The following is a 12734-nucleotide window of genomic DNA, read 5'->3' as shown; positions in this document are numbered from 1 at the left end:
ATTTAAAATAAAACTTGTAACCACCCATCGATTTCTGCACAATCATCTAGCATTATTTGATAATAATATATCCCAGTGCTTAACCCGTCACCTTGAAAGTCATTTTGATAATTATCTGATTGATAAACAACTCTACCCCATCTATTGTATATTTTAACAAATAGTTTAGCATCACTCATCACAATCCAAGTGTCATTTTTACCGTCATTGTTTGGTGTAATAATATTAGGTATAAATAATTCTTGAATATCGAGATTCTCATTTTTATCAATGTTAATCTTCCAATCGAGTGTTACACATTGGTTTTGACTGGTTATTGAATAAATTACCTCATTAGAAAAGTCGTTAATTGTACCGCCAGATTGTTGTGTTATACTCTCAATAGTTGCACTGGCACCATCAGAAAGTACAAAAGAACTGACTAACCTGGTAACATCTGTGTCACATGAGACAGTTAAATCAATAGTACGGTTTTCAGAATCGACAATGGCAGGTTCTAATTGATTAGTTGTAGAAAATGAAACTATAGATGCTATTGCTAATTGCTCAGAACTGGATAGTGTTTCTTTAGCGATACTGACAGTCCAATCAAGCGTAGCGCATTGGTTTTGGCTTGTAACAGAATAAATAAGATCACTAGAAAAATCGTTAGCGGTACTACCAGATTGTTGTACTACTCCTTGAATAGTAGCACTAGCACCATCTGAAAGTACAAATGAACTTACTAAGTTGGTAATGTCTGTGCTACATGAGACGATTAACTCGACAGTACGGTTTTCAGAATCGACAATGGCAGGTTTTAATTGATTAGTGGTAGAAAATGAAACTACAGATGCTATTGCTAATTGCTCAGAACTGGATAATTCTTCATTTGTAATGTTGACAGTCCAGATTGATTCATCGCAGTTATTTTCAGCCAAAACTGTGTATATAACGCTCGCTGTAAAGTCTTGAGTTGATACTTCACTCAACTGTTCAATAGAATTAACGAACGCAGTAGCATTGCTTGATAAGGTAAAACTTGGAGTAAGATTAGTTAAGTCAGATGAACATGATGCCAGAACGTTAATTGTTCGATTGTTGTTATCTATTTGAGATGCTTCTATTTGTTCAGGTACTTCAAAACTTAAAATATCTGATTCAGATGAAGCTATTGGGCTAGGAGTATAAGAGTTATCTAAATATAATAAATCTACTTCTTCCTCAGAAAGAGGTCTATTATAAAATAAAATGTCATCTATCTTCCCCTTATAATGTCTTTGATTTGCTTGTCTCTTTCCTATATAAAGAGGCTCATTATTGGTGGTGTTGCATGTATTAGATGTGTTATCCGTTTCTGAAATCATTAGCTCACCATTTTGATAAAGGGTTAGTTGAGATTCATTTTTAATAAAAACGATATGGAACCAATTATCAACTTCTACAGGGCATGAAGATCGAAGAATAGGATTGCCATTACAAAATTCACTGTCATATCTTAATGAAGCAAATTTGAACTGATTACCATTAGTTACATTTTCGTTGATATACCTGATAGCAAATGGGTAGCCTTGACTATTTAGAGCATTCCATTTTCCAAGGATTTCATTGTTAGTGCCTGAAGATGACGTTTGTTCACTTGGAAGATATACCCATAATGAAATACTAAAGTCACTATTAGAGTTAAAATTGATTATTTCAGAATGTGGAATGGAGATGAAATCATCTAGACCATCAAATTCATAGGCAGAATTTGAATTACCAAACCGATCGGTAGTTGATAAAGCACCAAATACAGTTCCATTCAAACCATTAATTGGGTCATTAGCATTACCATTAAATTCATAATATGCTACCCTGCCTTGATTAATATTCTGCGCTTGGACTAAGGAACATATTAATACTTGAATGAGTATTAGTATGAAGTTCTTATCAACATGTTTATTCAAAACTTGAAATTATATTAATATCTCTTTGCGTAAGAGCAAGGTTAAATATTGAGACATCGTCAATTTTACCATTAAAATATCGTTGATTTTCACCCCTCTTTCCAAAAATTAGTGGAGCCTCATTCTCGGTACCACAAATGCCTTCAGTGGTGTCTTTTGTTTTTCCATTTAATCTTCCATTCACGAATATGGACAATTTAGAACCTTTCTTTCTCGCAGTTATATGTGTCCATTCATTAATTACCATAGGCTTTGTAAGGACAACAGGAAGATTTTCACATTCTTCACTATCATATCGTAAAAATGCAATTCTGTTTTTATAAAGAGAATTCTTTACATCTTGCCCCAAATACCGAATTGCAAATGGATATCCAGTATTATTTCTTGTATTCCACTTACTAATAATATCTCCAGAGTTGGCGTTTTCCAAGACCAAAACCCAAAAGCTAATTGTAAAATCTTCAGTATACGAAAAATTAAACAATTCTGACGGGGCAATTTGTACGTAACTACTTTTACCATCAAATGAATAGCATCTTGATTCATTACCGAATCTATCAGTTGCTGGACTGGCATTTAATTTTGTTGCATTTATTGCGTTGGGAGAAGAATCATGCCCATTACCATTTAGATCGTATTTGGCAACTAAATTTCTTGAATCTATCATTAGCGGTTTACAGCCTAACTGTATAAGGATAGCAAAAATAAAAGGTGAAAATTTCAACAAGTTATATTTAAAGTTAAAGAAACAAATAAACGATTTTTGTCAATAAAATCATTTCACCCTCCTCGGATTCTCTCCAACAAAAGCTTTCCAGCTTTTAGGCCCTGCTTTTTCGCTACCGCCTTTTTGAAAATGATGACACACTGCAACAGCAAGTGCATCAGTGGCATCTAAAAGCTTTGGCATCTCTTTGATTTTCAGTAGTGTCATCAACATATTGGCAACTTGTTCTTTAGAAGCATTACCATTGCTCGTAACTGATTGCTTTACTTTCTTAGGCGCATATTCTGTGATCGGTATTTCTCTACTCAGTGCAGCCGCCATAGATACTCCCTGAGCCCTACCAAGTTTCAGCATAGACTGAACGTTTTTACCATAAAAAGGGGCTTCAAGTGCTACCTCGTCAGGATTGAAATCATCAATTAGGCTGATAACCCGATCGAAAATTTTCTTCAACTTCAACTCGTGGGTACTGTATTTACTCAAGTGTATGACACCAAATTGAAGCAATTTCAACTGCTGGCCTTTCACAGAAATTAACCCATAACCCATCACACTCGTTCCCGGGTCAAGACCTAAAATGATCTGTTCGCTTTGATTATTTTTATCTAATTTGGCCACTGTTGCAATTTACCTAAATGAACATAAAACCCTCAAGAACTTCTTACAAGGTTTATATTGTCGCAGCCAAAATAGTGGTACTTGCTATTATTGGCTATTTGTTGTTCGACAAGCTTAAGACTCAGGATAATTTGTTCATGAAGTTATATGAATCAACTTATTCTCTACTAACAAATAAGTATTTGTCTTTAATTCTGGTGCTTTTTCTAATGCCAATCAACTGGTTATTAGAAGCTTTAAAATGGAAGATCTTAGTTAGCAAAATTTCTGCAATTAGTTTAACTGATTCGCTAAGAGGGGTGCTTGCTGGGTTAACACTTAGTTTCGCAACACCGCATGGAATTGGTGATTATTTTGGAAGGATTTTATCTGTTCAGCAAAGGGGAAGAAAGGGCTTAGTAGGATCATTGTTCATAAGTAGATCGACTCAAATGATTGCTACTGCTATTTTTGGGTTAGTTGGTCTCGATTACCTTTATGGGTTCTGGTTGCCTTTTGCTGGCTTGGTAATCATCATGTTTGCGATTGTTACAGCTTTTGTCCTCATCAATTGGCTGAGTCAATTCGAGATTTTTGGTCGCTATTTGTTCATCGTTAGGGAATACTCAAAACATATATTGCTAGCCGTTCAATTTTTATCAATGCTTCGGTATCTTGTTTTTGCACTTCAATTTCTAATTATCTTAAAAGCCATTTTGCCTTCAATTGAAACTCCATTGGCGTTTGCTGGATCTACTTATATTTTTCTGGCGAAATCAATTCTGCCCTCATTTAATTTTCTTAGTGATTTAGGAATAAGAGAATATTCAGCTATTTATTTCTTCGAAAGATATGACGTTGTGCTTATTCCTGTTGTTAATGCAAGCCTTTTACTTTGGTTCATTAATATTTTAATACCTACACTTGTGGGAATTCCCGCAATGCTTAAACTTAAATGGTTTATATCTTCGAAATAGGCACTTTGGTTTTAATTAGTATCTATCTGATATGGATACTAGTAATGATTTTTTCTTTTCTTTCGATTAGAAATTCAACTCAAAAACTTACCAATGATTCTTTATTGCGAGTATCAGTTATAGTGCCTTTCAGAAATGAGGTAAATAATTTGCCTAAGCTCGTAGATTCTTTAAAGCAACTAAATTACGATCGTTCATTTCTCGAAATTATTTTGGTAAATGACCATTCTACTGATGAGCCGGAATTAAATAATCTGTCAAGTGAATTTAAAATTCTACACCTACCTGACGACTTACAGGGTAAAAAAGCTGCATTGAACTATGGAATAAGTAATTCAGCCGGAGAAATAATTATCACTACAGATGCTGATTGTGTTGTGCAACCTGATTGGATTAATTCGATTGTTAAACAATTTCTAAATCATCAGACTCAATTGGTTTTTGGTGGAGTTGTGTTCGCTAATGACGAAACAAGGTTTTCAGGGTTACAGCAAACAGAATTTGCACCTGTTATAGGAGTTGGTGCAGCAAGTAACGCTATTGGATTTCCCATTATGTGCAATGGTGCTAATCTTGCATTCAGAAAAAGTGCCTTTGAAAAGGTGAATGGTTATGAAGGCAATTATCATATCGCTTCAGGAGACGATGAGTATTTAATGTATAAAATAAATAAGGTGTATCGTAATGCTATAGCTTATTTAAAAAACAAAGAGGCTGTTGTTTATACCAAAGCCCAACCAACTTTCAAAGAATTGATAAGCCAGCGCATCCGTTGGGCAAGTAAATGGAATTCAAATAAAAGTTTTTATAAATCGAGCCTGGCAATTCTTGTTGTCTTATCATCTATCCTTACAATCATCAGTTTAGCAATAGGATTCGTCCAGCAATCAGCTTTGTATTTGAGTATCGCATCAACCAAGATAATTTTAGATGGATTTTTCACGCATTTAGTACTTAAATCAATGGGTAAGTCGTTAAATGTTTTTTACTATCTATTCATAGTTGTGCTCTATCCAATATACACTTTATATATAGGTATCGCAGCAAATGCGAAAAGTTATACCTGGAAGGGGCGTGAGCATAAACTTGGGTGAGAATTTATTAATAACTATATTGCTTATAAGGCCAATTGAGCCATAAAAGAATAAATGGAGACACTTTCAATTCAAAATAAATACAAACTTAAAGAGCTTGAACTTAATGCTCTACTGGAGATTACGCAATCCATAAATAACAATCTACCAGAGGCATCGCTTTATAAAATTTATGAGTTTACATTAAGAGGTAATTTGAATGTAAAGCGCATGGCTCTCTTTGTGTTTGATAAAGATTGGAGTTGCAAGGTTAATTTTGGTACATCCACTAATTGTTTTGAACAAACGTTACATGATGAATTTCTGGTAAACAAATCGCTTACCGAAATAAACAATAGAAATGATGTTTTTGGTGAGTTCGATTTCCTTATCCCAATCTATCATAAGTCAGCACTCTTGGCAGTTGTTTTTATTGGTGGCATTCAGGGAGCAGAAGATCAGGAAGTTAAAAAGAGTAGTGTCAGATTCATTCAGGCTTTGAGTAACATCATAATAGTTGCTATAGAAAATAAGAAATTGGCGAGACAACAATTAGAGCAAGAGGCACTAAGAAAAGAGCTTGAAATCGCTAGTGACGTGCAGCAGTTTCTCTTTCCTGACAAATTACCATATGGCCCAGGCTTAAAAATTGAGGCAAGTTACTTGCCGCATGATAGAGTTGGGGGCGACTACTACGACTACATACCGATCAACGAAAATCAATTTTTAATTTGTATTGCCGATGTTAGCGGTAAGGGCATTCCTGCCGCTTTAATGATGTCTAACTTTCAGGCTTCATTGCGAACACTGATAAGACAAACACCAAATCTCGTTGAAATTGTGAATGAACTTAATTACCAGGTATTAGAAAATGCAAAGGGTGAAAAGTTCATCACCTTTTTTGCAGCTATTTATGACCACAAACTTAAAACGTTGGTGTACATTAATTCAGGACATAATCCACCGCTGCTTTTAACAAATGGTACTATTACCGCTTTAGATGAAGGTTCTACAGTTTTAGGCGCAGTGCACCCTTTACCGTTTGTAAATGAAGGGTTTATTACTGATTTAGATGAATTTTTATTGTTTTGTTATACAGATGGATTAACCGAAACAAGTAATGAGCAAAATGAAGAATTTGGCTCTTACAGACTAGAGGAATATTTCAAGAATAACGATACTACGGATTTAAAAAGGGTGCATCAGGATATCATCATAAATCTGGATGGCTTTAAAGGGGACAATGGTTATCATGATGATATTACCATGCTAACTACCAAAGTAACCCTTTAAATGTTTTTTCATCGAACACCGCGCTTTGTTCAGCAACTTTATCCGTCACTAATCTGGAGGAAGAAAACTAAAGATAAAACCATATTCTTAACCTTTGATGATGGGCCTATTCCGGGATTAACAGAATTTGTTCTGGATACACTACACAAGAGTCATGTAAAAGCCACTTTCTTTTGTGTTGGGGGCAACCTCAATAAAAACAGAAATATCGCAGTCCGAACCATTGAGGAAGGCCATCAACTTGGTAATCACACATTCAACCATTTAAATGGCTGGAAAAATTCAACTACAGATTACCTGAAAAATATAGTAGAATGCGAGCAAGAATTACATTCGCTAGATCAAAAAAAAGGATTATTCCGCCCGCCTTATGGTAAATTGAAAAGGTCTCAAATCAAGCTTATCAAGCAGAATCAAAAGATAATTATGTGGGACGTATTATCTGGCGATTACAGTAAAAATATTTCTCCTAAGGATTGTCTTTTCAATACCATAAAGGCTACAAAAAGGGGTTCCATAGTACTTTTTCATGATAATATAAAAGCTGAAAAAAATATTAAATATGCCTTACCAAGATATATTGAGCATTTTCAAAAGAAAGGCTATAGTTTTGGACTGGTATGATTTATCTCTTAATTGGCATTGTCTCAGTTGTTCTTCTGGTTGACATAAGCCTGTTTGTGCTTTGGAAAGATGACGAACTTGTTAATTCAACAAACGCTGAAAAAAAGGTTTCTATATTAATCGCAGCTAGAAATGAAGCATCTAACATAGAAACGTGTTTAGAATCATTAATCCATCAGGAATATCCTATAAAGCTCATGCAAATTTTGGTGGGTGATGATCAATCGGAAGACAATACATTTGAAATAGCCATTGAGAAATTAAAAGGTTACGATAATTCGAAGGTGATTCGAATTGATAAAAACATCAGTCATCAAAAAGGTAAAGCCAATGTGCTGGCTCAACTCGCACAACAAGCCACAGGCGATGTATATTATATTACAGATGCAGACATGCAATTGCCACCATCTTGGGTAAAAACAATGTTGAACTGTTCAGATGGTGCCGGAATAGTTACAGGAGTTACTTATGTAGCGGGGAGCAATAACCAAAGTCTTGATTGGGTATTCGCCATTGGTATGACTAAAGTGCTAAACGATTTAGGTCAACCAGTTACCACCATGGGTAATAATATGATGGTGACCAAAGAGGCGTATCATGCTGTTGGCGGATATGAATATATTCCTTTTTCACTTACTGAAGATTTTGAGCTTTTTAAGCGAGTTAGGAATAAGGGCTATAGTGCAGTCCAGTTATTCAATCCACACGTATTAGGGAAAACTAAACCAATCTCAGGATTTATTGATCTTTTAAACCAAAGAAAACGCTGGATGAAAGGGGCAGTGCAGTTACCTTGGCCAATTGTCTTGCTGTTATTCTTTCAGGCGCTCTATTTTCCGGCACTCATTTTATTAACATATTATAATCTGGAAATGGGTCTCACCCTAATGGCTGTCAAAATTCTATTTCAAAGCTTATTCATATTAAGATGTTTAAATAGTCTGGGGTTAAAATATACATTCTGGCAACTAATTAACTATGAATTTTATTCAATTATCGTGTCAATGGGCTCAGCACTGTACTATTTGCTTCCAACTAAAGTGAGTTGGAAAGGCAGGAAATATTAATTTTGGATCATGAGTAAGATGATAGATACGCATGCACACATTTATTTAGATCAGTTCGAGAAGGATATTGATGAAGTGCTTGAAAGATCTCAGGAGACAGGTATTGAAAAAATCTACATGCCTAACATTGATCATACTTCTATTGATAGTATGTTAGAGTTAGAAGCGAAGAGTGAAATGTGTGTGGCGATGATGGGGCTTCACCCATGTTCTGTGAATAAAACATTTGAAAAAGAGTTGTATTTGGTGGAAGAGTGGTTGGGTAAAAGGCAGTGGTCAGCCATTGGTGAAATAGGTACGGATTTATATTGGGATAAAACTTTTTGGTCACAACAACAAGAAGCATTTACTATACAATGCCAATGGGCAGTAAAGTATGATAGGCCAGTTGCAATTCATTGCAGAGAATCAATTGATGAAACTATTGAGTTGATTGAAAAAATTGGAGATGAAAAACTTAGAGGGGTGTTTCATTGCTTCACAGGTACTAAAGAACAGGCTGATAAAATCGTTGAATTAGGTTTTTATTTGGGAATCGGTGGAGTAGCCACCTTTAAAAATGGAGGTATGGATAAAGTGTTACCCGATGTGGATATTAACAAACTAGTATTGGAAACAGACAGTCCTTATTTAGCACCAACTCCAAATCGTGGCAAAAGAAATGAACCTGCATATATTGAACTTGTCGCAAGTAAAATATCAGAATATAAAAAAATGGAGCTGGATGAGGTGAAGGAAGTGACTACAATAAATGCCAAGCAATTATTCAAATGAAAATAACGAAGTCTAATATAATCACTTCTGCTGCCAAGCCACCAGATTCTACCATACTCATTATATATACAGGAGGTACATTAGGAATGATTCATAACGAAGGTGGAGCCTTAATTCCTTTCGACTTTAGCTCAATCATGGATCATATACCTTCGCTCCGGCAATTGGAGTTAAATATCACGGTTATGTCCTTTGAAGAACCAATAGACTCATCCAATGTAAACCCAAGCCATTGGGAGCTAATAGGAAAACTCATTTTTGAAAATTATAATGAATTTGATGGGTTTGTTGTGTTACATGGCACCGACACTATGGCTTATACAGCATCGGCTTTAAGCTTTATGCTGGAAAACTTGACTAAACCAGTTGTTTTTACCGGAGCTCAGTTGCCTATATCGTCACCAAGATCAGACGCCAGGGAAAACCTTATTTCTTCAATAGTAGTCGCTTCGTCACGTGAGAATAACAAACCCATAGTGCCGGAAGTATGTATTTATTTCGATTCAGTGCTACTAAGAGGAAACAGATCAAAAAAAGTGGAAAGCATACACTTCGATGCCTTTGAGTCAGAAAACTACCCGTTATTGGCAGAGGCTGGTGTTGAGATAAGTTATAATCACAAGTTTATTAACCAGGTTGATCATAATAAGTTAATGTTTCATCAATCATTTGATACGAATGTGGCGGTGCTTAAATTATTTCCGGGTGTTTCAAAACAGTCGGTTGAGGCTTTTTTCTCTATTCCTCAGCTGAGAGGAGTGGTAATTGAAACCTATGGTTCTGGTAATGCACCCACTTATGATTGGTTTCTTGAAATAATTAAAAAATCCATTGATAAAGGTGTGGTTGTATTCAATGTATCTCAATGCCCGGGAGGCAAAGTAGATCAGGGTAGATATGAAACCAGCGAGGATCTTGAAGCCATAGGAGTAATTGGAGGTGCCGATATTACATTAGAAGCGGCAATTTCAAAGCTTATGTTAGTTTTGAGTGAGGAGGAGGAAATACCTCAAATTAGGCATAGAATGCTTAATTCTATGTGTGGAGAGATGACGATAAATTAATACCCAATAATTTAGTTTGCGCTTGCATAAAGTGTTTTTTATTGATTTATTTGTGCTTCTTGTGAGCAGAAGGCTCGCATTTGGAGAGGTGACCGAGTGGTCGATGGTGCTCGCTTGGAAAGCGAGTGTGCCCGTCAAAAGGCACCGAGGGTTCGAATCCCTTCCTCTCCTCAGTATGTGAAATAATTACTATTTAGATACAAGAATCAATCAAACACAGACTTAGAGTAGAAACTTTTAACTAAATTTAAATTTTAATATCTAATTGCTTAACTAAAACTTCTCTTTACTAGAGAACACTTTAAAACTTGAACTATGAAAAAACTATTCACATTATTGGCGCTGGTAGGGTTTATGTCCCTTGGTTTTCAATCTTACGCTCAAGAGGAGGAAGCAGCTGACACAGCAGCGGCTATGGAAGATACTACACAAGTAGTTGACGAGCCAGAACCTGTTGTTGAAGAGCCTGCTGCAGAACCCGAGCCAGTGGTTGAAGAAGAAGCTTCTTTCCACCAGGTGATTAAAGACAAATTTATTGAAGGTGACTGGAAATTTATGACGCCAGTACTTTTATGTCTAATCATTGGTTTAGCCATTGCTATCGAAAGAATCATCACATTAAATCTTGCTACAACTAATACTGACAAGCTTTTAGCTACAGTAGAAGATGCATTATCTAAAGGTGGTGTAGAAGCAGCTAAAGAAGTTACTAGAAACACTAAAGGGCCTGTTGCTTCTATCTTTACTCAAGGTCTTATGAGAATGTCAGAAGGTATTGATATGGTTGAGAAATCTATCATTGCTTATGGATCTGTAGAAATGGGTAGATTAGAAAAAGGTCTTGTATGGGTATCATTATTTATTGCACTTGCTCCAATGCTTGGTTTCATGGGAACTGTAATTGGTATGATTGGTGCATTTGATGCTATTGAAGCAGCTGGTGATATATCACCTCAAATCGTTGCTAACGGTATTAAAGTTGCCCTTTTAACAACAGTTGCGGGTCTTATTGTAGGTATTATTCTTCAGGTATTTTATAACTACTTGGTTTCTAAAATCGATTCTTTAGTAAATCAAATGGAAGATGCGTCAATCACGTTGGTTGACTTGTTAGTGAAGCATAAGCTTTCTAACTAATAAATAGTTATAAAAATTAAACCTGTTTAATAATGGAAAATATTATAGATATCATGCTTTATGTTTCTTACCTGATGTTCTTAGTATCAGCGGTAGGAGCTATAGTACTTCCTATTGTAAAATCGCTGGATAACCCTAAATCTTTGGTAAAACCAGCGGGTGCATTGGTAGGTATTGTAATTCTGTTTCTTATATGCTATGCCATAGCAGGAGATGGACTAAATGCGAGGTTAATTGCTGCCGGAGCTACTTCAGGTGTGTCTAAATTCGTAGGTGGTGGATTAATAACAATGTATGTACTTTTTATCGCTGCATTAGTAGGTATAGTATTTACAGAAATCAATAAAGCAACAAAATAATGGCACGTAACAAAGGAAGAGAGAACCCGGAAATAAACTCAAGTTCGATGGCGGATATTGCCTTCCTACTTTTGATATTTTTCTTGGTAACTACGACAATTGCTAACGACAAGGGTCTGCTCATTCCTTTACCTCCAGATCCTGATCAGATGGAGGATATTGACATCAAAATTCCTGAGAGAAATTTGTTCAAAATTCAGATTAACTCAGCAGACAAGATGCTGGTAGAAGGGGAACCTTTTACTGCAGATGTCAAGGAGATCAAGCAGATGATTAAAGATTTCGTTAACAATAACGGAAAAGATCCTGAGTCTTCAGACAGTCCAAAAAAGGCAATTGTCTCTTTAAAAACTGACCGAGGTACTACTCAAGATAAGTTTATTGAAGTGCTGGATAATATTCAGGCGGCATATTACGAAATGTATGCAGATCGAGCCGGGGTATCTACCGAGCAGTGGAGAAAAATTATTGATAACTTGAAGGATCCTGATAATAAGAGACTGTATGATACTGGAAGAGGTCTTACCCCTGATGGTGAGATTGAATTCCCTATGCAGATTTCTATTGCAGAACCAACTAAAATAGGAGGATAAGAAATGTCAAAGTTTAAGAAAAAGGCAAATACCAAACAGGATATACCTACTTCAGCACTTCCTGATATTATCTTCATGCTTCTATTCTTCTTTATGGTAACAACTGTGTTAAGAGAAGTAACCATTAATGTGAAGCAACGGATTCCGGATGCTACACAACTAAGAAAGTTGGAGAGAAAATCGCTTGTAAGTTATCTTTATGTAGGTGAGCCAAAGAAAACCGATCAGTGGGGAACAGAACCAAGAATTCAGGCGAATGATGTGTTCATTGAACCAAAGGATGTTACTCTGTGGGTTGCTCAGGAAAAAGATAAGCTGAATGAAGTAGAAAGAGATCAGATTACCATTGCTTTAAAAGTTGATAAAGAAGCAAAAAGAGGTTTGATTTCTGATATAGAATTACAGTTGCGTAAAGCAAATGCAAGGAAGTTGTTATACTCAACTATCCTTGAAGCACCAGAATAGTTTTATTAAGTGAATAATATATAAATTAGAAGGGTTTCTGTCAAACAGAAACCCTT

At 35.7% G+C, this 12734-nt stretch carries 14 protein-coding genes and 1 tRNA gene; 12 read left to right on the top strand and 3 right to left on the bottom strand.

Features of this window, described 5'->3' with window-relative positions:
• Positions 1-2 precede the first annotated feature (2 nt).
• The 3 genes from RLO81_RS19920 to ruvC all read right to left on the bottom strand — a co-directional run bounded on the left by RLO81_RS19920 (position 3) and on the right by ruvC (position 3273).
• Positions 3-1928, bottom strand: coding sequence for an SGBP N-terminal domain-containing protein (locus tag RLO81_RS19920; RefSeq protein WP_350116068.1), 1926 nt, complete (start codon positions 1926-1928; stop codon positions 3-5).
• Entirely contained in the window at positions 1921-2595 is a 675-nt protein-coding gene (locus RLO81_RS19915; protein WP_350116065.1) for a LamG domain-containing protein, read from the bottom strand. Before RLO81_RS19915 ends, RLO81_RS19920 begins: the two co-directional genes overlap by 8 nt.
• A 108-nt stretch (positions 2596-2703) precedes the next feature.
• Positions 2704-3273: a crossover junction endodeoxyribonuclease RuvC gene (gene ruvC, locus RLO81_RS19910; RefSeq protein WP_350116062.1), complete on the bottom strand. Its 570-nt coding sequence runs from the start codon at positions 3271-3273 to the stop codon at positions 2704-2706.
• 17 nt (positions 3274-3290) lie between these two features.
• Here ruvC and RLO81_RS19905 point away from each other — a divergent pair, with 17 nt between their 5' ends.
• From RLO81_RS19905 to RLO81_RS19850, 12 genes are all read left to right on the top strand, one after another.
• The gene (locus RLO81_RS19905; protein WP_350116059.1) at positions 3291-4229 is read left to right on the top strand and encodes a hypothetical protein; all 939 of its coding nucleotides are present in this window, start codon (positions 3291-3293) and stop codon (positions 4227-4229) included.
• Positions 4208-5323, top strand: coding sequence for a glycosyltransferase (locus RLO81_RS19900; protein WP_350116056.1), 1116 nt, complete (start codon positions 4208-4210; stop codon positions 5321-5323). The genes RLO81_RS19905 and RLO81_RS19900 overlap by 22 nt, the downstream gene beginning before the upstream one ends.
• A gap of 54 nt (positions 5324-5377) precedes the next feature.
• Entirely contained in the window at positions 5378-6595 is a 1218-nt protein-coding gene (locus tag RLO81_RS19895) for a PP2C family protein-serine/threonine phosphatase (RefSeq protein ID WP_350116053.1), read from the top strand.
• Complete coding sequence (locus RLO81_RS19890) at positions 6596-7219, top strand: polysaccharide deacetylase family protein (RefSeq protein ID WP_350116050.1); 624 nt, start codon at positions 6596-6598, stop codon at positions 7217-7219.
• The gene (locus RLO81_RS19885) at positions 7216-8286 is read left to right on the top strand and encodes a glycosyltransferase (protein ID WP_350116047.1); all 1071 of its coding nucleotides are present in this window, start codon (positions 7216-7218) and stop codon (positions 8284-8286) included. The genes RLO81_RS19890 and RLO81_RS19885 overlap by 4 nt, the downstream gene beginning before the upstream one ends.
• Positions 8287-8295: 9 nt before the next feature.
• Entirely contained in the window at positions 8296-9060 is a 765-nt protein-coding gene (locus tag RLO81_RS19880) for a TatD family hydrolase (protein WP_350116044.1), read from the top strand.
• Complete coding sequence (locus RLO81_RS19875) at positions 9057-10124, top strand: asparaginase (protein ID WP_350116041.1); 1068 nt, start codon at positions 9057-9059, stop codon at positions 10122-10124. The genes RLO81_RS19880 and RLO81_RS19875 overlap by 4 nt, the downstream gene beginning before the upstream one ends.
• Positions 10125-10206: 82 nt before the next feature.
• Positions 10207-10295, top strand: a tRNA-Ser gene (locus tag RLO81_RS19870).
• A 144-nt stretch (positions 10296-10439) separates the two neighbouring features.
• A complete protein-coding gene (locus RLO81_RS19865) occupies positions 10440-11261 on the top strand; it encodes a MotA/TolQ/ExbB proton channel family protein (RefSeq protein WP_350116038.1) in 822 nt (273 codons plus the stop codon).
• Positions 11262-11293: 32 nt separating this feature from the next.
• Positions 11294-11620 (top strand): hypothetical protein, encoded by a 327-nt coding sequence (locus tag RLO81_RS19860; RefSeq protein ID WP_350116035.1) that lies wholly within the window; start codon positions 11294-11296, stop codon positions 11618-11620.
• The gene (locus RLO81_RS19855; protein ID WP_350116032.1) at positions 11620-12213 is read left to right on the top strand and encodes an ExbD/TolR family protein; all 594 of its coding nucleotides are present in this window, start codon (positions 11620-11622) and stop codon (positions 12211-12213) included. The genes RLO81_RS19860 and RLO81_RS19855 overlap by 1 nt, the downstream gene beginning before the upstream one ends.
• Positions 12214-12216: 3 nt before the next feature.
• Positions 12217-12678, top strand: a complete 462-nt coding sequence (locus RLO81_RS19850; RefSeq protein WP_205721681.1) for an ExbD/TolR family protein — start codon at positions 12217-12219, stop codon at positions 12676-12678.
• The last annotated feature ends 56 nt before the right edge of the window (positions 12679-12734 follow it).

The sequence above is a fragment of the Fulvivirga sp. genome (assembly GCF_040220315.1).
Taxonomy (GTDB): domain Bacteria; phylum Bacteroidota; class Bacteroidia; order Cytophagales; family Cyclobacteriaceae; genus Fulvivirga.
Note: the sequence above shows the minus strand (reverse complement) of the source record. Positions and strands in the feature narration are given on the sequence as shown.